Source organism: Klebsiella sp. F11 (assembly GCF_056712265.1).
In genome coordinates, this window is the sequence record NZ_CM160060.1 from 1,969,372 (window position 1) to 1,991,002 (window position 21,631).

19 protein-coding genes are annotated in these 21,631 nt (G+C 56.9%); 13 read left to right on the forward strand and 6 right to left on the reverse strand.

Features of this window, described 5'->3' with window-relative positions; genetic code table 11:
• Positions 1 to 35: 35 nt before the first annotated feature.
• Entirely contained in the window at positions 36 to 773 is a 738-nt protein-coding gene (locus AC1M2H_RS09740; protein WP_480151217.1) for a DJ-1/PfpI family protein, read from the forward strand.
• Positions 774 to 864: 91 nt separating this feature from the next.
• On the opposite strand, the gene AC1M2H_RS09745 is transcribed toward AC1M2H_RS09740, so the two are convergent.
• The 5 genes from AC1M2H_RS09745 to AC1M2H_RS09765 form a co-directional block, all read right to left on the reverse strand.
• On the reverse strand, positions 865 to 1,014 hold the full coding sequence (locus AC1M2H_RS09745; RefSeq protein ID WP_480151218.1) for a DUF2474 domain-containing protein: 150 nt from the start codon (positions 1,012 to 1,014) through the stop codon (positions 865 to 867).
• Positions 1,014 to 2,018, reverse strand: coding sequence for a cytochrome d ubiquinol oxidase subunit II (gene cydB, locus AC1M2H_RS09750; RefSeq protein ID WP_480151219.1), 1,005 nt, complete (start codon positions 2,016 to 2,018; stop codon positions 1,014 to 1,016). Before cydB ends, AC1M2H_RS09745 begins: the two co-directional genes overlap by 1 nt.
• Before the next feature lie 121 nt (positions 2,019 to 2,139).
• Positions 2,140 to 3,552, reverse strand: coding sequence for a cytochrome ubiquinol oxidase subunit I (locus tag AC1M2H_RS09755; protein WP_480151220.1), 1,413 nt, complete (start codon positions 3,550 to 3,552; stop codon positions 2,140 to 2,142).
• 154 nt (positions 3,553 to 3,706) lie between these two features.
• Positions 3,707 to 4,135: a CopD family protein gene (locus AC1M2H_RS09760; RefSeq protein ID WP_480151221.1), complete on the reverse strand. Its 429-nt coding sequence runs from the start codon at positions 4,133 to 4,135 to the stop codon at positions 3,707 to 3,709.
• 63 nt (positions 4,136 to 4,198) lie between these two features.
• A complete protein-coding gene (locus tag AC1M2H_RS09765; RefSeq protein WP_480151222.1) occupies positions 4,199 to 5,200 on the reverse strand; it encodes a GlxA family transcriptional regulator in 1,002 nt (333 codons plus the stop codon).
• A 438-nt stretch (positions 5,201 to 5,638) separates the two neighbouring features.
• Here AC1M2H_RS09765 and AC1M2H_RS09770 point away from each other — a divergent pair, with 438 nt between their 5' ends.
• Positions 5,639 to 5,857, forward strand: a complete 219-nt coding sequence (locus AC1M2H_RS09770; RefSeq protein ID WP_480151223.1) for a hypothetical protein — start codon at positions 5,639 to 5,641, stop codon at positions 5,855 to 5,857.
• 156 nt (positions 5,858 to 6,013) lie between these two features.
• On the opposite strand, the gene AC1M2H_RS09775 is transcribed toward AC1M2H_RS09770, so the two are convergent.
• A complete protein-coding gene (locus tag AC1M2H_RS09775; RefSeq protein WP_480151224.1) occupies positions 6,014 to 7,018 on the reverse strand; it encodes an IS110 family RNA-guided transposase in 1,005 nt (334 codons plus the stop codon).
• Between the two features lie 51 nt (positions 7,019 to 7,069).
• Here AC1M2H_RS09775 and AC1M2H_RS09780 point away from each other — a divergent pair, with 51 nt between their 5' ends.
• From AC1M2H_RS09780 to AC1M2H_RS09830, 11 genes are all read left to right on the forward strand, one after another.
• A complete protein-coding gene (locus AC1M2H_RS09780; RefSeq protein WP_480151225.1) occupies positions 7,070 to 7,519 on the forward strand; it encodes a TetR/AcrR family transcriptional regulator in 450 nt (149 codons plus the stop codon).
• A gap of 57 nt (positions 7,520 to 7,576) precedes the next feature.
• Positions 7,577 to 8,152 (forward strand): DUF1349 domain-containing protein, encoded by a 576-nt coding sequence (locus AC1M2H_RS09785; RefSeq protein ID WP_480151226.1) that lies wholly within the window; start codon positions 7,577 to 7,579, stop codon positions 8,150 to 8,152.
• 445 nt (positions 8,153 to 8,597) lie between these two features.
• Positions 8,598 to 9,551: a helix-turn-helix transcriptional regulator gene (locus AC1M2H_RS09790; protein ID WP_480151227.1), complete on the forward strand. Its 954-nt coding sequence runs from the start codon at positions 8,598 to 8,600 to the stop codon at positions 9,549 to 9,551.
• Positions 9,552 to 9,683: 132 nt separating this feature from the next.
• Entirely contained in the window at positions 9,684 to 11,882 is a 2,199-nt protein-coding gene (locus AC1M2H_RS09795) for a TonB-dependent receptor (protein ID WP_480151228.1), read from the forward strand.
• A gap of 58 nt (positions 11,883 to 11,940) precedes the next feature.
• Positions 11,941 to 13,428, forward strand: a complete 1,488-nt coding sequence (locus tag AC1M2H_RS09800) for an ABC transporter substrate-binding protein (RefSeq protein ID WP_480151229.1) — start codon at positions 11,941 to 11,943, stop codon at positions 13,426 to 13,428.
• On the forward strand, positions 13,425 to 14,372 hold the full coding sequence (locus AC1M2H_RS09805; protein ID WP_480151230.1) for an ABC transporter permease: 948 nt from the start codon (positions 13,425 to 13,427) through the stop codon (positions 14,370 to 14,372). Before AC1M2H_RS09800 ends, AC1M2H_RS09805 begins: the two co-directional genes overlap by 4 nt.
• Positions 14,369 to 15,121: an ABC transporter permease gene (locus tag AC1M2H_RS09810; RefSeq protein WP_480151231.1), complete on the forward strand. Its 753-nt coding sequence runs from the start codon at positions 14,369 to 14,371 to the stop codon at positions 15,119 to 15,121. Before AC1M2H_RS09805 ends, AC1M2H_RS09810 begins: the two co-directional genes overlap by 4 nt.
• The gene (locus tag AC1M2H_RS09815; protein ID WP_480151232.1) at positions 15,121 to 16,596 is read left to right on the forward strand and encodes an ABC transporter ATP-binding protein; all 1,476 of its coding nucleotides are present in this window, start codon (positions 15,121 to 15,123) and stop codon (positions 16,594 to 16,596) included. Before AC1M2H_RS09810 ends, AC1M2H_RS09815 begins: the two co-directional genes overlap by 1 nt.
• Complete coding sequence (locus AC1M2H_RS09820) at positions 16,574 to 18,337, forward strand: ABC transporter ATP-binding protein (protein ID WP_480151233.1); 1,764 nt, start codon at positions 16,574 to 16,576, stop codon at positions 18,335 to 18,337. The genes AC1M2H_RS09815 and AC1M2H_RS09820 overlap by 23 nt, the downstream gene beginning before the upstream one ends.
• Positions 18,328 to 20,064, forward strand: a complete 1,737-nt coding sequence (locus AC1M2H_RS09825; RefSeq protein WP_480151234.1) for an ABC transporter ATP-binding protein — start codon at positions 18,328 to 18,330, stop codon at positions 20,062 to 20,064. Before AC1M2H_RS09820 ends, AC1M2H_RS09825 begins: the two co-directional genes overlap by 10 nt.
• A 360-nt stretch (positions 20,065 to 20,424) precedes the next feature.
• A complete protein-coding gene (locus tag AC1M2H_RS09830) occupies positions 20,425 to 21,408 on the forward strand; it encodes an alpha/beta hydrolase (RefSeq protein ID WP_480151235.1) in 984 nt (327 codons plus the stop codon).
• Positions 21,409 to 21,631: the final 223 nt, after the last annotated feature.

Below are 21,631 nucleotides of genomic sequence, written 5' to 3' on the forward strand. Positions count from 1 at the left end.
ACTATTGAGTCGAATTTAACGCAAAGGGGAACATAATGTCCGACGAATTGGGTAACGCTGTTGAAGGTCGAGAATTACAGATTGGCATGGTGATTTTCCCGGGGTTTACTCTGCAGGATTTAGCAGGGCCGCAGACGGCCTTTGGCCTTCATGCCAAAACGCATATCATATGGAAAACCATGGATCCTGTGCCAACGGACATGGGCGTTACCGTGAATCCTACCATCACGATTAATGAGGTTCCAGACAACCTCGACGTGCTGTTTGTTGCGGGCGGCGCAGGCACTCCCGAGATTATGAAGGATCGGCAGTTCCTGGATTTCATCTCCCGCGCGGGAGCCACGGCGACCTATATCACCGCCGCATGCACGGGCTCCGTGCTGCTTGCCATGGCCGGGCTGCTGGAAGGCTATCGCGCCGCCACCTATTGGCCATTTTACGAGCCGCTGATCGCGTTGGGCATTGAGCCCAGCTACGAACGCGTCTGCGTCGACGGGAACCGCATCACCGGCGGCGGCGTCACGGCGGGTATCGATTTTGCGCTCCGGGTTATCGCCGAAATCAAAGGGCAGGAGGCGGCGGAATTCACGCAGCTGGTGCTCGAATATGACCCGCAGCCGACAATGAATTCAGGGAATCCACGTACCGCACGGCCAGAAATCGTTGCACAGATAAAGGGGCTGTGGGGGCGAACCGATGAAGCCGTCAGGGTTGCCAGGGAACATATGAAACGCCTGGCGCAGACGTCAAAGGTGGCTTCTTGCCGATCGTAGCGCTCTGTTGGCGCCCCGGGTGAATCACGAACCGCTATTTTGCAGGGGTCAGTTAAAACTGACCCCTGTTCCAGCCTAATACCCGCTGTATTTATGTCTTCATTCCGGCCGCGGTCAGCATCGTTCTGAGAATAAGCGAAACTACGCCCAGCGCCAAAACGCTCAATGACCAAATCGCTATCAGCCAAAATAATCGCTTCAGGAAAGATGTCCCTTTCGGGGAAATACGCACGTTAAGCATCAGTGATATCCTTCATCCGCTTTCGTCTTGCCGCGGAAAACGTAATAACTCCAAAAGGTATAAACCAGGATGACGGGTATAATAAAAAGGCTGCCAGTCAGCATAAATACCTGACTGCTTCGCGGGGCCGCGGCGTCCCATATGGAGAGCGATGGCGGGATGATATTTGGCCAGATGCTAATGCCCAGGCCTGAGAATCCCAAAAATATCAGCCCGAGCGTCAGCAGGAAAGGGAGGTAATGGGCATCGCTTTTGACACTGCGGATTATTCCCCACGCAAAAATTAACACCAATACGGGAACGGGCATAAACCAAAATAGATTGGGCAGCGTAAACCACCGCTGCGCAATATTTTCGTGAGCCAGCGGCGTCCAGATGCTGATCAAAAATATAACCCCAAGCAGCGCGTACAGGATGGGGCGTGCCACCGCCTGCATCCTCTGATGGATCCGGTGCTCGGTTTTCATGATAAGCCATGTGCAGCCCAGCAGGGCGTAGGCAATAATCAATCCGGCGCCGCAAAACAGTGGAAAAGGTGATAGCCAGCCCATCGATGAGCCGGTAAAAGTACGGTTCAAAACCGGTAGCCCGCCCAGCAGCGCACCGACGGCAATCCCTTGACAGAAAGTCGCCAGAATTGAGCCCGCGATAAACGCGCCGTCCCAGAACGGGCGGTGGGCTTCGGTGGCTTTGAAGCGAAACTCAAAGGCGACGCCGCGGAATATTAATCCGATGAGCATCATCGTTAAGGGTATAGATAGCGCATCGGCAATGACGGCATATGCCAGCGGAAAGGCGCCAAATAACGCCGCGCCGCCTAAAACGAGCCAGGTTTCATTACCATCCCATATCGGCGCAACGGTATTTACCATCACATCGCGTTCGGCGCTGTCTTTAATAAAGAGAAATATAATGCCAATACCCAGGTCAAATCCATCCATAACGATGTACATCAGCGTCGCGAAAATGATGATGGAAAACCAGATAATGGAAAAGTCGCTCATTTAATTACTGTCCTTTCTCGTCCGTAGAATAAGACGCGCGTGCCGATAGTGAGTTATCGGCAAATGTACGCGCCCTTTATCTTACCGGGGATAATAATAAGAGAAATAGCCGCCTCGAGAATTACGGCTGGTCATCGTATCGGTCTGCCGCAGAAAGCGGGCGGGCCGGTGTTCTGTTTTGCCCTGGGCCACCGGCTACTACCGTTTTCCCTTCGCCAGCTGCTGGCCCTTTTTTAATCAGGCGCATCATATAGTAATAACCGGCTCCGAAGACCGCGCTGTAGACTGAGATAAATACCAATAAGCTAATGCTCATCTGCAGAGCGCCATGTGCGGAAACCGCATTAATGGTTCTCTGAACGCCATACACAACCCACGGCTGGCGCCCAATCTCGGTAGTAAACCAACCGGCAAGAATCGCCAGTAATCCGGATGGCCCCATTAATAGAGCGAACCAGAGAAAAGGCCGCGAATGGTATAACCTTCCCCGGTAACGCATCCATAGGCTCGCGATGCCCATGGTGACCATTAGCAATCCCAGGGCAACCATAATGCGAAATGACCAGAAAATAATGGATGAGTTAGGCCTGTCTCGCTTAGGAAAACTTTTCAACGCCGGGATTTGCTTATCAAGGCTATGGGTTAAAATCAAACTACCCAGGTAAGGAATGGATAACGTATATTTTGTCTTCTCTTGAGCCATATCGGGCAGGCCAAACAGGATTAGAGGCGTCGGTTCAGCGCCCACGTTTTCCCAGTGCCCCTCGATTGCCGCTATTTTTGCCGGTTGATATTTAAGCGTATTCAGACCATGCGCATCGCCGATCAAGGCCTGGACGGGCGAGACCACCAGTACCATCCATAAAGCCATTGAAAACATCTTACGGATCGCCGGGCTATTGTTTCCGCGTAATAAATGCCAGGCGGCGGAGGCCCCAACAAATAGTGCGCTGGAGAGAAAAGCCGCCGTTGTCATATGCGCCAGGCGATACGGAAAAGAGGGGTTAAAAATAACCTTAAGCCAGTCGATTGGCACCACGATATCATTCTGGATGATATAGCCTTGCGGGGTATGCATCCAGCTGTTGGAAGCCAGTATCCAGAACGTGGAGAATAGCGTGCCTAACGCGACCATAAAGGTAGCGAAGAGATGAAGGGCAGGGCCAACCCGGTTCCAGCCAAACAGCATCACCCCAAGGAACCCCGCCTCAAGGAAGAATGCGGTGAGCACCTCATAGGTGAGCAAGGGGCCCGTGATGCTGCCCGCAAACTGAGAAAAGCCGCTCCAGTTAGTTCCAAACTGGTAAGCCATGACTAAGCCAGAAACGACTCCCATACCAAAGTTGACGGCGAATATTTTTGACCAAAAATAGTAGAGGTCGCGATACGTTTCGTTGCGCGTCTTTAGCCACAATCCTTCCAGCACGGCGAGGAAACAGGCGATACCGATGGTTATCGCCGGGAAAATAATATGGAATGAAACCGTGAATGCAAATTGAATTCTGGCCAGGTGAAAAGCGTCTAGTCCAAACATAATGCCCTCATTATACCTACTTTTTAACCTGCCAAATTTATTCGGCAAAAAGTCTGTCTTGCCCCGCGAGTGGGCTAATCTATTGCTGCTATTTTTGTGCTATTCCGCTGCCGCGTATTTTGGCGTGGCTCTTTGCGCTTTAGGCGCGTGGCGATTAAAATAGTACCGGTTTAAACTTAGCCAGGAAAATTATTACGGAAATCGCCAGGATAATAATCGATGCGCCGCGGCGAATCATAAGCCTTGCGTTAATATGTTCACCGTTTGCCAGCATGCGTATCGATTTCGAGAGCGTGCCGTGCAGAGCCGACAGAAAAATAAGGATCGCCAGCTTCATTAAAATCCATGAGTGAAACAGGCCGGCTTTAGAAATTAATACAATGCCGCATCCCCAAAGCACAAGCATAGCCGGAGTGATAACCTTTCGGTTCCACCTTAAAATATGTCTGAACCACGATTGATCAACCGCGTTGCCGCGTTGATTCTCGGAATAAATATAAGCCGTGATGGCGAGCAGCAGCAGTCCGCTAACCCAGACCACGGCCGCAATCAGATGAATGGCGCCGAACCAGCGGTAATCCATATTTCCCTCTGTTGGTTGTTTAAAAAAATATACCTGGGTAGTTAACGGCGTCCGCCGTTTCGGTCAGAGAGATAAATCGCCGGAATGGCTCTCCGCCGTCGCCATTCTTCGAATACTCTGCGGGGGCATGCCTGTAACCCGAATAAACGCTCTTCTCATTCGTTCAGGATCGGCGTATCCCACCCGCCGGGCGATAACCTCAACGGGTTCAATTCCCTCCTCAAGATGCTGTTTTGCCACCTCCGTACGCAGCTTTTCTACGGCTTTTGCTGGGGTATATCCGGTTTCAGCTCTGAAAATTCGCCCAAACTGGCGCGGGCTCAGGCAGGCGATTGTCGCCAGCTTTTCAACCGACAGATCGTCCGCAATATTGCTGCGCATATAGCCCAGAATGCTGCGGATTCTGTCCGATTGCGGCGCCATATCGGCAAGCGCGGAAAACTGCGACTGGCCGCCCGGCCGCCGGTGGTAAACAACCAGCATCCGCGCCGTCGCGCGCGAGATGGCGGCTCCCATATCCTCTTCAATCATGGCGAGGGTCATATCGATCCCGGCGCTGATACCCGCAGAGGTCCATATATGGCCATCTTTGGTAAAAATATGGTTGCCGTTAACCTTAATCCGCGGAAAGAGCTGCTGCAGCCGGGAAGCGTATTTCCAGTGCGTTGTCGCCTGACGCCCGTCCAGCAGCCCGTCGGCGGCGAGGATGAATGCGCCGGTACACACGCTCGCAATACGTCTGATTTCACCGGCCAGTACGGACTTTAATTGCTGAGAAACATCAAATAGATCGGTGAGGTCGGCTAAAACGTCGCCGCCTACGACAATCAGCGTGTCATATTTCCCGGGGCGCAGCCGTTTGGTCACGACCTCGAGGCCCGCGGAGCTGGCTATCGCTCCTCCGGTTAACGAGACGACGTGCAGGTGGTAGGAGCCTGCGCCAGCCAGGTTGCCCGCCGTTTCAAAAGCGGCGAGCGGACCGCTTAAATCCTGGATCTGGAATCCGGGAAAGACCACAAAAGCGATGTCACGTTTGATAACCGCACCCTTCAGTTTTTCTTTCATAGCAGTATTCAACATAGTTGCATGGGCCAGGTAACCGCCTGAGCTCCGTGTCCCTGCAGGCCATTACCACAGCGCTGTCGGAAGTTATGCCGTGATTTTCCAGTCCGGCGCCCGGGCATGAAAACGGCGCCGTCTGGATCCGCAAACGCGGCAGCCGCTTTCATTTTCTCATCCGCCTGACGATAGTGCATCAACATCAGAATATCCGAAAGGACATACATCCATCATTAACGGACATATAGTGATAATGGTTTGAAAAATATACTAATTATTTGAGTCAACAATGTCGGTTTTGTTAGCGCAGCAATCTGGCTCCTCTGACCGGGAACGCCTTTGCCAGTAGCTGGCTAATAAGTAAGCTAAACGGCAAGGTCAACGAATTAATACGTTTGTACGGTTTTGTGGGTTGTGCTACCGTCAACCGCAAAGGAGGGCGGAATGACAAACGAGAACCGCAAAACCTGGCAGCAGGATCCGCACCGTAAGGCGCATATCTTGCGGGCGACGCTGGATTCCATTGCCTTAAACGGCGTTGCCGGAACCACGTATAGAATCTATGGTCACTCCCGTTTTTGCAATACCGATACTGAAAATATTGTTGGCTTGCATGAATCTATCCGGCGTCTGAATGGGTTGTGTATGCCCGCGCCCCGATGAGTTCCGCGCCTGACGAACCTTATAAATTGAGCGACCTTAATCAGCCATTCCTATACACAGGTTTTTCGTCGGGCCGGTTAGCCGTTAATATCATCAATAATCAGTATTCGCAAAACCAGGTGAGTCACTGTTCAGACATGTAAATACATCCGATAATTACGCCTCAAAACACTGCTTTCGGGTCGTCATCGCCCAGGCAATCCTGGCCAGTTTGTTTGCCAGAGCACAGGTCACGACAAAATTATTTTTCCGCAGCAATAATCCCCTGACCCAGTCGGCAAGCTTCCCTGTCCGGCTCTCCAGCGTCCGCAGATAGACCCGGGAACACTGAACCAGCAATGCCCGCAGCCTTTTATTTCCCCGTTTACTGATGCCCGTCAGGGTAGTCCGTCCTCCCGTGCTGTACTGCCGGGGCACCAGACCTGTTGAGGCAGCAAAATCCCGGCTGCTGCCATACTGTTTACCATCTCCCAGTTGAGTAGAAAGCAGGCTTGCAGTTAAAGGGCCGACACAAGGGATGGAGAGTAAGTGCTGGCCGGCATCGTCTTCGCCGAGCGATATTTGCAGTTGAATCTCCAGATCTTTAATTTGCTCAACAAGATAATCGTAATGTTTGCGCAGTTTTTCCAGCAAGCCGGTTATGTAAGGCGGAAGATTGTTTGTCTCCATGATTTCTGCGAGTCGCTTTATCAGCGCCGGACCTTTTGGTGCGCTCACACCAAATTCCAGTAAAAATGCCTGTATCTGGTTTGTGGTTTTGACCCTGTCGCTGACCAGAGATTCTCTGACCCGGTGCAAGGCATGCATAGCCTGCTGAGATTCTGTGCGGGGCCTGACAAATCGCATGGATGGTCGTGATGCTGCTTCGCAGATGGCTTCTGCATCAACAAAGTCATTTTTGTTCGTTTTAACAAATGGGCGAACAAACTGAGGGGATATCAGCTTTGGTGTATGCCCCAGTTCGGATAGTTTACGCACCATGAAATGAGCTCCACCGCAGGCTTCCATTACGACGGTTGTCGCCGGGCATGTTGCAAGAAATTCATACAGTTTTTGCCTGGTAAATTTTTTTCGATAAATCGCTTTACCGTGCTGATCCTGACAATGAATATGAAAGGAATTTTTACCCAGGTCGATACCAATAAGTGCAATGTTTTCCATGATGCTTCTCCGAATTAAACCTGTTTTCAGCATAGTGCTCAGGAAGAGGGAGTGACCATCTCATTAATTGCTGAAATTTCAGGAATCCCATTGGGTTCGCTGACCTACCACTTCTCCAGTATGCAGGAACTGCTGCTGGAGGCGTTCAGCAGCCTGGCGCGTGAGGTTTCGGCACACTTCACCGCAGCCCTGCGCAGCGCCGGAAATCAGCAAGAGGCGCGTCACGCCATCGTGGAGATTATTTTTGGCGCCGTCACTTCCGGGGAAAAAACCAGCCAACTGAGCTACGAGCTATACAGCTTTTCATGCCGCACGCCGGTGATGAAATCGGTGATGGCGGAGTGGATGCGCAACAGCCGCCAGGCGCTGGAATTGCACTTCTCGCCGCTGGCGGCCGTGGCGCTCGATGCACTGATTGAAGGGGTGATGCTACATCGCTCGGTGATCCCGGTAACCCGCGAGGAGGTACACAAAATGGTCGCCCAATTGGCAATGTTATAAATCGAATGCGGCCGCGCCGCTGGCAAACTATTGGGCAGAAGAGGCGAGGAAAACGTTATGAACAGCCATTTTTACTGGGTGAATGAACCGAAAGTCTGGCATCAGGAAGGAGAGGGGCTCGCCGTAACGACCGACGAGCACACCGATTTCTGGAGTAAAACCTGGTACGGGTTCGAACGGTTCTCGGGGCATTTTTACGGCCGCGACGTTGCCGGCGACTTCACCTTTCAGGTGAAGATAAAGGCCGACTTTAGCGCGCTTTACGATCAGGCCGGGATAATGCTGGTGGCCGATAAGGCGCACTGGCTAAAGGCGGGCATCGAATTTAATGACGGCAAGCCGGCTATCGGCAGCGTCCTGACGCTTGAGCACTCAGACTGGGCTACCGGCCTGTTTCCGGGGCGCGCCGACGTTTTCTGGATGCGGCTGACCCGCAGGGGAGATAGCCTGCGCCTGCAGTATTCTGCCGATGGTAAGTGCTGGCCGCTATTGCGCCTTGCTCATTTCCCTGCGGCGCAAAAATGCGCGGTGGGCGTCATGTGCTGCACGCCGGAGCGCGGCGGGCTGATGGTCAAATTCGAGGACTTTCAGCTCACCGACGCGCTGGATAAAGCGCTCCACGATCTCTCCTGAGCGCTATTTTTACCTTCTGCCTGCTCAGGCGGTTAACCCGCCGTCAATGGTCAGGCTTGAGCCGGTCATATATCCTGACTCGCTGCCGGCGAGCCAGGAGACCAGCGAGAAGCTTTCCAGCGTGGCGCCTTACCTGGTGGTTTCGCCGGCGAAATGAGGGATGATGCCTGACTCAACCGGCGCGAGAACTGCTGATGTTTTGGCTCATTGACCTGTTGCGGAAGCGCCCTCCTGGCTGAGAAGGGCGCTTCCGTAATGTGGCTATCATCGAGTCTGCCCCCGTTTGTTTGTTGCATGGGGAGAGCGTCAGGAATGCGTCATTAATTGATAATGATTATTATTTACATATCTATAAACCCCAGTATGATGATTCCCTGAGTTTCGTTTCGGGAACTAAGCACCCGGCGACTTCGCCAGCCGGGTACTTACAAAAGAGGGTTTTTTTATGCAATCCACTCACCAGTTACATTCTCTGCAGCAGTTAACCGATATGGCGCAGCAATGGGGCTACGACTACGAGCTGGCAAATGCCAATCGCTCGGTACGCCAGTCTGGCGAGTTTGAAGGGACAATCAAAACGGTCACGCTGCCCTATGGCGTCAACCTCTGCCTCAATGAGCTGACCGCCAACGGCGATGACCATCGTAGCGGCACGCTTCAACATTGTTTGACGATTTTACTGACCCTCGGCGGCGATGAACCCAATTATCACCTCGATGACGGTAGTCCGCTGCCGGCAGAAAGGGGCATGGCGAAGGTGATTGCCACCAAAGATCGTATGCGCCTGTGGTGCCGCAATCCGCGCGGACATCACTGCCGCAGCCTGGTGATTCAGGCCGCCCCCGATCGTATCAGCGATAAAGAGCTGGCGGATCAGGTCGAACGTATTTTACAGCGTAACCATATTTTCAGCTTAATCGTCCCGCAGTACACCATCGATCGGGCCAATGAGCTGTTTGGCTTTTGCGATAACGGCGTGATTGATCGGCTACAGACCCATAGCTGCGTATTGGATCTGATGGCCCAGGCGCTGCGCGCGGCGAATCAGGATGTGCCCCAGGTGGGGGTGATGGCGCCGCATCGCGATGTGGCGCGGATGCTAAAAGTGCGGGATAAGCTGGTCACCGAACTGGACTGCAACCACTGCCTGTGCGACCTGGCGCGCGATGTTGGCATTAGCGTCAGCGCGCTGAAAAGCAAGTTCCAGGCGGTCATGGGGCAGTCGGTTTTCGCCTTCCTGCGCGACCAGCGTCTGACCCGGGCCCGTCAGGGATTAGAGTCGGAAGGGTGGACGGTCAAGCAGGCCGCCTACTATGTGGGTTATCAGCATCCCAGTAACTTCTCGACGGCCTATCGGCGCAAATTTGGTATGCCCCCGCGCGACTCTCTCAGCCTCTGACTGGCTGAAAACATAACTCATTTGGCTTTGCTAATAGCTGAGTTAACTAGGGCGTCGTATGACCTCCCCCATATAATTGCGACAGATATAAAACGATTTTTTTGTTTCTGTTTCAGCACCATGGGGATGGTCATGCGCACCAGTTCACACCAGCTTCGCTTAAAACAAAATCTACCTGGCACCATTAAACCGCTCTGCCTGCTGTGCGGCCTGGCGATTTCAGCCCCGGCTTTTACCGCGGAACAAACCACCGATAGTAAAAAAGAAGAAACCCTGGTGGTGACGGCCCGAAAGGTGAAAGAGGATCCGTTGAAAGTCCCGGTCAGCATGACCTTGTTCGATCGCCAGACGCTGGGCGATCGCCGCGTTGATGATGTGGAGCATTTAATCCGTGACGTGCCAAACATCAGCTTCAGCTCGCTGGGGGATATGCGCTCAACCTATATGTCGATCCGTGGGGTCGGACCGATGGCCCAGCCGCTCGGCTTTGATGATACGTCGGTCGTGACCTATATCGACGGCGTGCCGCAACCGGCCTTCGGTGCGGATCTGCGTTTCCTGGATGTTGAACGGATTGAAGTCCTGCGCGGCCCGCAGGGCACGGTGTTTGGACGCAACGCTCAGGCGGGGGCGATTAACATCACCACGCGCCAGCCTGGCGATACCTTTGAAGGCACCTTGCGTGCGGAAGCGGGCCTGAACAGTGAATCCGAGAACGTGGGCCAGCTGACGGTTTCCGGACCACTGATTGAGGACCGTCTGGGCGGGCGCTTCTCCGCCGCCTATTCCAACCTGGGCGCCGATGTGGATAACAACGCGCCGGGCGGCAAGCTGGGCAAGGTGGAAACCGGGGTGTTCCGCGGTTCGCTGGTCTTCACCCCCGACGATCGTACCCGCTTCGTGCTGACCGGCAACTACGAGCAGGACAACAACACGCCATCAAACTTCATTCTCAAAAATGGCCCAAACTTCCCCACGATAGAGCTGGATCCTAAAGGCTGGGTCGATCGTGAGATTTCCGGTCTGTCATTAACCGCCAGCCGTCAGCTTGATCGGATGCAGTTCACCTCCGTCTCCGCGGTGAACCATTACGATTTTAAAAACCTGACCAATAACTCCGAGGCGCTGACCTATAGCAAAGTGTTCGGTATGCCGACGTCGGCGTTTATTCCGGCCACCGACTGGAGTACTTATGACGAAAGCCAGAACAGCCTGTATCAGGAGCTGCGCCTGAGTAGCCTCGATGACGCGGATATTGTCTGGGTCGGCGGCATCAACTATCTGCATGACAGCTACAAGCTGACCACCCAATATGATTCCGCGTTCTTCGCTTCCACCAACGGTACGCGTAACGGGGATTACACCACCGACAGCTATGCCGCCTTTGGCGAGGTGACGGTGCCGCTGTTTGGCTCCGAAAAACTGAAAGGGACGTTAGGCGGTCGCTATACCCATGACCGTAAAACCTATGAATCGCTATATCGTTCCAACGGCTTCCCGGGGACGGTGGCCTCCTTCAATCAAAGCGGGGTGCTGAATTACGACATGGTGACGGGCCGGGCGGCGCTGAGTTATGACCTGACCGATGACTCGACGATCTATACCAGCGTCGCCCGCGGCGCGAAAAGCGGCGGTTTCCCTAATTTTACCAACAACGCGCCCAGCGGCTTGAAGGATGAGCCTTATAAGGACTCCTCCTCCTGGAGCTACGAGGTCGGCAGCAAAAACCGTTTCCTGGACGGGCGTGCCGAGCTGAACGCCTCGTTGTTCTATAACAGCGTAAAAGATGAAAACCTGTTCGCGCTGGATTCCGCCTCATTCACCTTCGTGCCGAAGCCGATGGATACCCGTAACTACGGCATGGAGCTGGAAGGCTCGCTGCAGCTGGCAGAGCACTGGAAGGTCAGCGGCGGGGCGGGTTACACCCATACGGAATTACGCAATGTTTCGGATGATGTCGCGGCCTCATCCGGCGCACGCAATGGCAACCGGGTACCGGCGGTACCGAAATTCAACACCAACCTGACGCTGCAATACTACGATTCTGCCGCCTGGCTGGGGCTGCCGGAAGCCAATATCTTCGCCCTGGCGCAGCATCAGTACGTCGGCAGTCGTGAAGCGGATGTCGGCAGCCACTTCAAGCTTGATGCCTACCAGCTCTACAACGCCAAAGTGGGTCTGGAATTCTCCTCCTTCGATGTCTACGTCTTCGGTCAAAACCTGACGGATGAACGCCCGCAGTACATTGGTCTGTATTACGGTCCGGGCAGCGAGGCGGTCACCGTTGGACATGGCCGCGTGTTGGGCGTCGGCACGCAAATTAAATTCTGATTACCCGCTGCGCCCGGATGGTGTTCGGGCGCATCATTCAGTTTACCCGGATGCAACTATGATGAAATTACGCCTGCCAGGGTGGCTGTTCCTGGGTGTGACAATGGCTCTGCCCGCCGCGCAGGCCGCCGCTGACCGGACTCTCCGGGTGGTGATGTTGGGCAGCCAGAGCGAAACGCTCGATTACGGGCGCGCGCAAACCTATTACCCCTGGGTGGTGAGCGGTAACGTCTGCGATGTGCTGGTGGCGGACAGGCAGGGCCGTCCCGACTATCAGCTGAGTCGCGCCATTACCCCCAATCAGGATGCCACGCGCTGGACTGTCTCACTGCGTTCCGGGGTGCGCTTTTCCGATGGATCGCCGCTCACCGCTGATGATGTGCTGGCGAGCCTGCGCTTCCTGGCCGCCTCTCCCGGCTTTGCCGGATTCTTCAGCGATGTCGATATGCAGGCCAGCCGCGTGGTGAATGCCGAAGAGCTGGAGCTGGTTCTTACCCGTCCGCGTGCCGATCTGGTCACCACCGTGCTGACCGCCGCCAGCATGGTATGGAAGCAGGGGCGGGGCGATGCGGCGATCCCGGTATGCAGCGGCCCGTATCAGGTCGCCTCCTTCAACGCGCAGAACGGGGCGCTGCTCAGCCGCAACCCTTACGCATGGCAGCCTGCGGCGTGGTTTGATCGCATTGAAATTCGCCCGCTGGCCGATGCCACGGCGCGGGTAAACGCCCTGCTGAGCGGTGCGGCAGACTATGCGTTTGATATTCCGGTTAGCAGCGCCCGCAGCGTGGACGGACGTCAGGGCTGGCAAATCATCCGTAGCGGCGTGGCGAATGCCAGCGGTTATTACTTTGCCATGAATACCAGGGTCAAACCGTTTGACGACGTTGAGGTCCGGCAGGCGCTGAAAACGCTGGTCAACCGTCAGCAGCTGCTTGCTGTGGTTCTCGGCGGCTATGGCTATCTCGGGAATGACGTGTTCGGCCAGGGGCTCAGCGGTTTTGACAGCCAGCTCCCTCAGCGCCGGACCGATGCTGCCGAGGCGCAGGCGCTGCTGCGCAAAAAAGGGATCACGCAGCTGACCTTGCTGACCGCCGATCTAACTCCGGGGCTGAACGACGCGGCAGAACTATTACGCCAGCAGCTGGCCGACGTGGGCATTACCCTCAGGGTTGAGACGGTGGCCGCGGCCGATTATCTGGGGGATATTTCGCGTCTGCATCAGGCGCAGATGCTGTCGATGTACGCGTTAAATCGCCCCTTCCTGGCGGCGATCCCGATGCTGTTCGGTAATGATAACCCCTATAACTATGGCGGGTGGTATCCGGACGATTTTGCGGCAGGGGTAGAACAGGCGCGTAAAACGCTCGATCCGCAGCGCCAACTGCAGCAGCTCGACCGGTTACAACAACAGCTGTGGCAACAGGGGCCGTATTTGCTCTGGGGGTATCGCGATGGGCTTTCGGCGGCGGTGACGGCCTTGCAGGGCGTTGAGCTCAACCAGGGGATCCCGCTGTTCCGCAGCGCCCGAATGGCGGCCGGCCAATGATGGCCAGATTTGTTCTCTGGCGTCTGCTCAGCGCTCTGCTGCTGCTGTGGCTGGCGAGCATGTTGATCTTCTTCACCCTGGCGCTGGCGCCCGGAGATGCCGCAGAGCAGGCACTGGGTGAACGCGCCACCCCGCAGGCGTTGCAGACGCTGCGGCATCAGTTCGGTCTCGATCGGCCCGTCGCCGCAAGGTACTGGCAGTGGCTTAGCGATATTCTGCGCGGCGATCCCGGCATCTCTATAACCAGCCAACAGCCGGTAGCCGATATTATCGCTCCCGCCGCCCGACGGAGCGGGCTGCTGGCGCTGCTGGCCGCCTGCGGGATGCTGCTGCTGGGAGGCACCGGCGGCGTACTGGCGGCAATGTATCGCGATCGCTGGCAGGACCGGCTGCTCTCATTTATCGCAATGAGCGGATTAAGCACCCCGGAATTTATTGTTGCCACGCTGATGATCCTGCTGTTGGCGGTTGGGGCGGGGTGGTTCCCGGCGGTCTCCCTGCTGCCGGCTTCCGGCAATATCAGCGACCAGTGGTCGATTCTGGTTCTCCCTGCGCTGACTTTGGCACTGATCGGCGGCTGTTATTTGCTGCGTATGATACGCGCCTCGCTGATAAGGCTGACTGCCGCGCCCAATATCCTCAGCGCCCGCCTTAACGGCGTGCGCGGGCTGACGCTGGTGGCCCGCCATTTGCTGCCGCAGGCCGCAGGGCCGCTGGCCCAATTGTTTACCGCCAGTTTACCCTACCTGATTGGCGGCGCCGTGGTGGTGGAACGCGTATTTGGCTTTCCCGGCCTCGGCGAGCTGCTGCTGACGGCGCTGAATACCCGTGATGCCATTTTGCTTCAGGGAGTAGCGATGCTGTTGGCGCTGATTACCGCCCTGTGTTGGTTCACGGCGGATATCCTGGCGGTCTGGCTCGATCCCTGGCGGAGGCGCTCGTGAGAATCGTCGCTTTATTGCTGATTGCCGTGATTATCTGTGGCCCGTGGCTGGCCCCCTATAACCCACAGCGTAGTCTCGGTCTGGCCTGGCAGCTGCCGGATAAAACGCTGTGGCTGGGCAGCGATGGGCTGGGGCGGGATGTTTTGAGCCGTCTGCTGAGCGGCGGTCGCAATATTCTGCTGTTCCCTCTGTTGTGCGCACTGTGTTCCTCATTTTTAGGCAGCCTGTGCGCGCTGCTGTTGGTGGCTTTGCCCGATCGCGGGAGAAGGCTGGTGGTGTTACTGGATCCGCTGCTGTACATGCCCCCGCTGCTGGTACTGATCGGGGTGATCTATGCCTTTGGCAACGGGCAGGTCGCGCTGTTGATCGGGATGACGCTACTCAATATTCCTTTTACCCTGCGCTACGTACGTTCGCTGGCGGATCCCGTCCTCGATACCGGTTATGTCGAGGTCGCGCGTGCGGCAGGCGATGCGCTGCCGTTACTGTTATGGCGCGAAGTCCTGCCGGTGATTGTGCCCGGTATCCTGGCCGATGGGACAACCCGTTTAGTCGCGGCGATTTACCTGCTCGCCTCGGCCAGTTTTCTCGGTATCGCCACTCCCGGCGGGATCGACTGGGCGTCAATGGTGCGCGACGGATTACCCGGACTGATGCTTAATCCCTGGGCGGCGCTGCTACCTGCGCTTGCTATCGCGCTGGTGGTGGTGGCCATCAGTTTGCAGACTGACCGCTGGAGCAGGAGCTGATGCGTTGGGTGGTTCAGGTGTCCGGCCTGACGATCCGCAACTCGCAGGGCGATGCGGTGCTGCAGGACATTAACTTTGAGCTGGCCGCGGGTGGTTCGCTGGCGCTGATTGGCGGCAGCGGGGCGGGGAAAAGCACCCTTGGGCGCGCGCTGCTGGGTGACCTGATCTCCGGGCAGCGCCACGCCGGCGGGCAGATTATCTGCTGCGGATGCGAGGTATTGCAGGCGACGCCTCGCCAGCTCCGGCAGCTCAGATTCAGGTATACCGCCTGGCTTGGCCAGGACCCGGCACAGGAGCTGACGCCGGGTATGTCGGTGCGGCGTCAGCTTAATGAATTTCATCATGGTGACGTCAACGCCATTCGCGAGATGCTGGCTTCGCTCGGATTGCCGCAGGATGACGCTTTCCTGCAGCGTTTCCCCCACCAGCTTTCCGGCGGGCAGCGTCGGCGGGTCGCACTCGCTCGGGTGTTATTGAAGCGCCCGCAGCTCCTCATTCTCGATGAGCCCTTCGCCGGATTAGATCGGCGACATCGCGAGCAGATGATGGCGGAACTGCGTCAGCTACAGCGGCAATATCGCTTTGCTCTGCTGCTGATCGGTCACCAGCTCAACGCCGTGGCGGAAATAGCGCAACGGATGCTGGTACTGCACAACGGGCAGCAGATGGAATATGGTGACACCCGGCAGCTTTTTGCCACCCCCAAAAGTCCGCTGCTGCAGGCGTGGTTGTCTCCTGTGACGTGGTCACAACCGGTCACCGCTCAGGAAGCGCCGCGGCTGCGGGTTGCGCGCTGGCATCCGGGGGATTCGCGACGGACCGCGTTGCCGGCGCTGAGTTTCGCGCTGCATCCGGGGCAGTGCCTGGCGGTCACCGGGCCATCCGGCATTGGCAAAAGCACCCTCGCGCGCTCGCTGGCGGGGCTAAATCCCCCTCATCAGGGCGCTATCGCTCTTGACGATCGACCGCTGGCAAGCGATGTGCGCCGGCGCTCCCGCGAACAGCAGCGCGCCATCGCGCTGGTGCCTCAGGACCCGGCCCATTCTCTGCACCCGCTGCGCAGCGTTGGGCGGCAGCTACAGCAGGCGCTCGATCGGTACCGATTATCCCACCCAGGCAGCGTGGCCGCGCTGCTGCGCCAGGTCGGACTGCCCGGCGATTACGCCCGTCGCCTGCCGCGAGAGCTCTCCGGCGGCGAACAGCAGCGCGTGGCGCTGGCGCGAGCGCTGGCGGGTCAGCCCAGCGTGCTTATCTGCGATGAAGTGACCTCGGCGCTGGATGTGCTCAGCGCCCGCACGATTCTGCAACTGCTGAGTCAGCTACTGGCGCAGGGCATGGCAGTGCTTTTTATTACCCATGATTTACCGGCAGCCAGACAGATTTGCACCGCAGGTCTGCATCTCAGCGGCGGTGACGCTGATCCAGGCGCGGTGTTTGACAAGGAGATTTGTGATGACTTCAACATGCGAGACTGAACCTCAGCAGGCCGGGCTATTGCGGCCGGTTCGCGGCTGGATTGCGCTGGCGGTAGTGCTTCAGGTGGGTTCATCGGCGCTGGTGCTGGCCCCGCTGATTGGTCTGACTGAACTGGCGCGGGTGCTGATGAGCGCGCAGGCAGATCGCGCGGCCCTCGCCTGGCATATCGTGAAAATATCCGCTTTCTGCCTGGGAGGAGGATTGGCGTTGCGCGGCCTGGCCGATCTCACAACTCACCTCGCTGACAACGCGTTCTCCCTGTGGCTGCGCCGCCAGCTAGCGCGTCGTATGGCGCACGCGCCGCTCAGCTGGTTCAGCGCCAACAGCAGCGGCAGAATTAAGCAGGGTATGCAGGATGACGTGACCGCCATTCATCATCTGGTGGCGCACTCCTATCTGAACCTGGCAAATGCCGCCACCACCCTGCTGTGCGTCTACGGCTACCTGCTGTTCATCGATTGGCGGATGACGCTGATTGCCTTGATTCCGCTACCGTTCTTTTTTCTGCTCTATCGCCGGATTATGCGTGCCAGCCAGGCCAAAATGGCGGAATACGGCCAGCAGCTGGAGCAGGTCAATCGCTCGGTGGTAGAGTTTGTCCAGGGCATACCGGTGGTGAAAACCTTCGGCCAGCATGGCGTTGCTCATCAGGCGTATCGTCGGGCGGTAGACAGCTTTCGCGATTTCTTCCTCGACTGGGTGCGCCCGCTGATCAAGCCGGAAAGCCTCTCTGGGGTGATCATCGCGCCGATCACCTTGTTGCTGCTGGTGCTGGTTGGCGGCGTCACCTTTATTCATCTCGGCTGGATGGAGGTCTGGCAACTGCTGCCGTTTGCGGTGCTGGGGCTGGGGATCTCGGTGCCCATTGGCACGTTAAGCAGCAGCGCACAGTCGCTGCAGATGGCGAAGGGAGCTTTTACTCGCCTGGCCGGGTTACTGGCGATCCCGCAACAAAAGGAGCCGGAGCGGGTGATGCGCAATGCGGGCAGCCAGGTGCGCTTTGAGCGCATCAGCTTTAGCTACGGGCCCGATCGCCAGATTCTGCATGACGTATCGCTGACGCTGGAGCCCGGTACGGTAACGGCGCTGGTTGGCGCATCCGGGGCGGGCAAATCAACGCTGGCGAAGCTACTCCTGCGCTTTGCTGAGCCCGACTCCGGCCGGATTATGCTGGGGGGCGTCGATCTGGCGAATATCGCGACCGACCATCTCTATCGCCAGATTGGCTGCGTCTTTCAGGAGGTGCGACTGCTGCGGCTCAGCATCAGAGACAACATTGCCCTCGGTGATCCGCAGGCCACCGATCGGCAAGTGATTGCCGCGGCGCAGGCGGCCAATATCCATCAACGCATTCTGCAACTGCCGCGCGGCTATCAGTCGGTTTATGGCGAAGATGCCCGCCTGTCGGGCGGGGAAGCGCAGCGCCTGAGTATTGCCAGAGCGCTGCTCAAGGAGCCGCAGCTGCTGGTGCTGGATGAAGCCACGGCGCAGGCTGACGCCGAGTCGGAGGCCGCCATTCAGGACACGCTCTCCCGGCTCATTTCTCAACAGGGCAACCGCTCGCTGCTGGTGGTGGCTCACCGCCTCGCGACGGTGGTTAACGCCGATAATATTGTGGTGCTGGCGCAGGGACGGTTTGTGGAACAGGGAACGCATAGCCAGCTGCTGGCTAACAAGGGCGAATACGCGCGTCTGTGGCAGGCCCAGTTCTCACCATCAAAGGAGGAGGTATGCTGCTGACCCGTCTCTCGTCGCTGCTGGGCAAAGATAACGCCAGGTGTCTGCGGCGTTACCTGATCCTGATGGTGCTTTTCTGCCTGTTGCAGGGGGTCGCTTTTGCGATGGTCGTGCCGATCGTCCAGGCGCTATTGCAGGATGATATCACTCGAGCGATGTGGTGGTTATTGCCGCTCACGCTGGCTACGTTGCTCGCCTGGTATCTTAACTACGTTGCCTCGTTGGGCGGCTTCAGGGTGGCCATCGCGCTACTGAATACCCTACGTCACCGCATTGGCGACCACGTGGTGACTCTGCCGCTGGGCTGGTTCAGCCCCGCCAATACCGGCCAGCTTGGCGTGCTGCTCAGTCAGGGGGTGATGGAAATCCTCGGGCTGCCCGCCCATCAGTTAAGCCCGCTCATGCGCGCCACCTTGACGCCGCTGGTGGTGGTGGTGATTACCTTTTTCTTCGACTGGCGTATCGCGCTGATCGCGCTGGTGATTTTTCCGCTGGTGGCGCTGGTTTATTGGTGGGCGGGCAGGCTGGGCCGCGCCGCAGACGAAGCCGTTCACCTTGCCACGGCGGAAGCCAGCGAACGTATGCTTGAGTTTGCGCAGAACCAAATGGTGCTGCGCACTCACGGCTGCGGCGAACAGGGACATACCAATTTTGATGCGGCCCTGGTGGCACAAAATCGGGCCAGTAAACGCCAGCTGTGGCTGGTGCTGCCGCCGTTACTGGCGAACTCCTGGCTGGCGCAGCTCAGCTTCCTGACGTTGATGGCCAGCGTCACCTGGCTGGGGCTGGCCGATAACGATCCGCAGCAGCTGACCACGCTGCTGGCGCTGCTGGTGCTGATTAACCGGGTGATTGATCCCCTTACCGAAGTGGCGGCCTACGGATCCGGGATCCGTATGGCTTCTGCCCAAATGGATGCGGTGGAACGGGTACTGGCCGAGCAACCCTTGCCGCAGGCCGACGATCCGCAGCCATACGGCGGCGAGGCCAGTATTCAGCTGCATAACGTGACCTTTGGCTATCAACCCGAGCGGCCGATCCTGAAAAATGTGTCGCTTACGCTGCCCGCCAACACCACCACGGCGCTGGTGGGCCTCTCTGGCGCCGGTAAAACCACCCTTATGCGTTTGATCGCGCGTTTCTTCGATCCCGACAGCGGCAGCATTACGCTGGGGGGCACCGATCTGCGCCGGTTGAGCAGTCGCGAGCACATGTCGCTGATCGCGCCAGTCTTTCAGGACAATTATCTGTTCAGCGGCACCCTGCGGGAAAACGTATTGATTGGCAATCCGCACGCCGATGCGCAGGAGATTGCGCAGGCGGTCAGGCTGGCGCGGCTGGACGAGCTGCTGCAGCGTCTGCCGGATGGCTGGCAAAGTCAGGTTGGCGAGGGCGGGGGTCTGCTTTCCGGCGGTGAACGCCAGCGCGTCGCCATCGCGCGCGCCTTGTTGAAAAACGCGCCGATATTGCTGCTGGATGAGGCCACCGGCGCTCTTGATGCGGAGAATCAGTCCGCGATCGCCGCCGGATTACGGTCTCTGCACCATCGTTGTACGTTGCTGGTTATTGCCCATCAGCTCTCGACCATCCAAAACGCTGACCAGATTCTGGTGCTGGATCGGCAGCACATTATCGAGCAGGGCAACCATCAGCAATTACTGGCCGCGGGCGGTCGCTATGCCGATTTCTGGCAGGCGCGCAACCGCGCTGAAGGCTGGCGACTGCAATAAACCGGGGAGGTAACGATGTCTGAAGCGATTATCAACAGTGAACCTCCGCCGGCGGCGGCGATCGGCAGGGCGGGGGCTAATGAATTCAGCGCTCGACGAAATACTGCGTTGGACTTCACCGACCCCCTATAACTGTCGCACGGCAACGCGCGATGTGATTATCGGCGACCGGCTGATTCGCCGGGGGGAGAAAGCACGTTATGGTGGGCGTCGGCTAACCGATACCGCTTTCGCACGGGAGGACGATATACACTCGTCTGGTGGATAGTGAGCATGATAGAAGAATGATATCTAATGGAGAGCAGGCCATATTTATAATATAAATTGACCGGGACGCTGAGTTTTACAGGAACATCGCCGATGAATATTACCGCCTCCATTGCCCTTTTGAGCGCTTGCCCATTTGTGAGTCTGGCTGCAGTGCCGATGACCTTTTCCGAAACTGTCCTGGAGGCCGCTGGGCCAAAAGGGCCTTTGAAAGGTACGTTACTCACCCCAAATTCCAAACCAACCGCCGTTGTTCTTATCGTTCCTGGCTCCGGTCCGACCGATCGGGATGGGAACAACCCGCTTGGGGTGAATGCATCGCCTTACCGACTTCTTGCTGAAGGCCTGGCGGCAAAAGGCTTTGCCACGCTTCGTATCGACAAACGTGGAATGTTCGCTAGCGCACTGGCCGTAGAGGATGCCAATGCGGTGACGATTGCCGACTATGTTGACGACGTTCGATCCTGGGTAGCAGTGCTTAGACGTCAGATGCACACTCCCTGTATTTGGGTGTTAGGACACAGCGAAGGCGGCGTGGTTGCACTTGCCTCGGCTCAGGAAGAGGAGGTGTGCGGCGTGGTTCTTATCGCAACGCCCGGGAGGCCGATGGGCGAGGTGCTGAGGGGGCAACTTAAGGCTAATCCGGATAACGAAATGCTATTAAAGCAGGCACTGCCGATAATTGATGCTCTGGAGCATCGGCGGCGGGTCGATATGACGAATATGCATCCGGCATTGCAAAATCTCTTTAATCCTGCGGTTCAGGGGTTTTTAATCAATGCGTTTTCATATAATCCGGGTCATCTCATTTCGAGTATTTCCAAACCCGTGTTGGTGCTGCAAGGGCAACGCGATCTCCAGGTGGAAGAAACGGATGCAAGACTGCTTAAGGCCGCGAATCCTCAAGCATCCCTGGTTATATTGCCCAATATGAACCATGTTCTGAAAGAGGTGACTTCGGACGATCGCAGGGCGAATATCGCTTCATACTCTGAACCAGCGCTCCCCTTAGCTCCCGGTTTAATCAGCGCGATTGAGCATTTCCTGATCCACAATTCACATTTTCCCGAAAAGTAACAGCGGCTCTGGTCCCGGTGTCCTGCCAAAAACGATTTACTTTTAAAGAGTTCATGCATGCTTTAAAGCAGTCTTCTGCTCCTTGCTCAAAGCGGCATGATGATGTTGCAAAGCCCTCAGTGGGATGCCGCCTGATAACAGGCTCCATTTATCTAGTCATTGAGCGGTTTCTATCCATGAAAATTTGGCTGTTAGCTTGTGTGACATGGGTTACTGTAGTAAC

Excerpts from the sequence above, each read along its gene's own strand:
- AC1M2H_RS09790 (WP_480151227.1), top strand. The coding sequence starts at position 8,598 with ATGCAATCCACTCACCAGTTACATTCTCTGCAGCAGTTAACCGATATG.
- AC1M2H_RS09740 (WP_480151217.1), top strand. The coding sequence starts at position 36 with ATGTCCGACGAATTGGGTAACGCTGTTGAAGGTCGAGAATTACAGATT.
- AC1M2H_RS09800 (WP_480151229.1), top strand. The coding sequence starts at position 11,941 with ATGATGAAATTACGCCTGCCAGGGTGGCTGTTCCTGGGTGTGACAATG.
- AC1M2H_RS09775 (WP_480151224.1), bottom strand. The coding sequence starts at position 7,018 with ATGGAAAACATTGCACTTATTGGTATCGACCTGGGTAAAAATTCCTTT.
- AC1M2H_RS09815 (WP_480151232.1), top strand. The coding sequence starts at position 15,121 with ATGCGTTGGGTGGTTCAGGTGTCCGGCCTGACGATCCGCAACTCGCAG.
- AC1M2H_RS09825 (WP_480151234.1), top strand. The coding sequence starts at position 18,328 with ATGCTGCTGACCCGTCTCTCGTCGCTGCTGGGCAAAGATAACGCCAGG.
- AC1M2H_RS09755 (WP_480151220.1), bottom strand. The coding sequence starts at position 3,552 with ATGTTTGGACTAGACGCTTTTCACCTGGCCAGAATTCAATTTGCATTC.
- AC1M2H_RS09760 (WP_480151221.1), bottom strand. The coding sequence starts at position 4,135 with ATGGATTACCGCTGGTTCGGCGCCATTCATCTGATTGCGGCCGTGGTC.
- AC1M2H_RS09830 (WP_480151235.1), top strand. The coding sequence starts at position 20,425 with ATGAATATTACCGCCTCCATTGCCCTTTTGAGCGCTTGCCCATTTGTG.
- AC1M2H_RS09770 (WP_480151223.1), top strand. The coding sequence starts at position 5,639 with ATGACAAACGAGAACCGCAAAACCTGGCAGCAGGATCCGCACCGTAAG.
- cydB (WP_480151219.1), bottom strand. The coding sequence starts at position 2,018 with ATGAGCGACTTTTCCATTATCTGGTTTTCCATCATCATTTTCGCGACG.
- AC1M2H_RS09785 (WP_480151226.1), top strand. The coding sequence starts at position 7,577 with ATGAACAGCCATTTTTACTGGGTGAATGAACCGAAAGTCTGGCATCAG.
- AC1M2H_RS09820 (WP_480151233.1), top strand. The coding sequence starts at position 16,574 with ATGACTTCAACATGCGAGACTGAACCTCAGCAGGCCGGGCTATTGCGG.
- AC1M2H_RS09745 (WP_480151218.1), bottom strand. The coding sequence starts at position 1,014 with ATGCTTAACGTGCGTATTTCCCCGAAAGGGACATCTTTCCTGAAGCGA.
- AC1M2H_RS09805 (WP_480151230.1), top strand. The coding sequence starts at position 13,425 with ATGATGGCCAGATTTGTTCTCTGGCGTCTGCTCAGCGCTCTGCTGCTG.
- AC1M2H_RS09765 (WP_480151222.1), bottom strand. The coding sequence starts at position 5,200 with ATGAAAGAAAAACTGAAGGGTGCGGTTATCAAACGTGACATCGCTTTT.
- AC1M2H_RS09795 (WP_480151228.1), top strand. The coding sequence starts at position 9,684 with ATGCGCACCAGTTCACACCAGCTTCGCTTAAAACAAAATCTACCTGGC.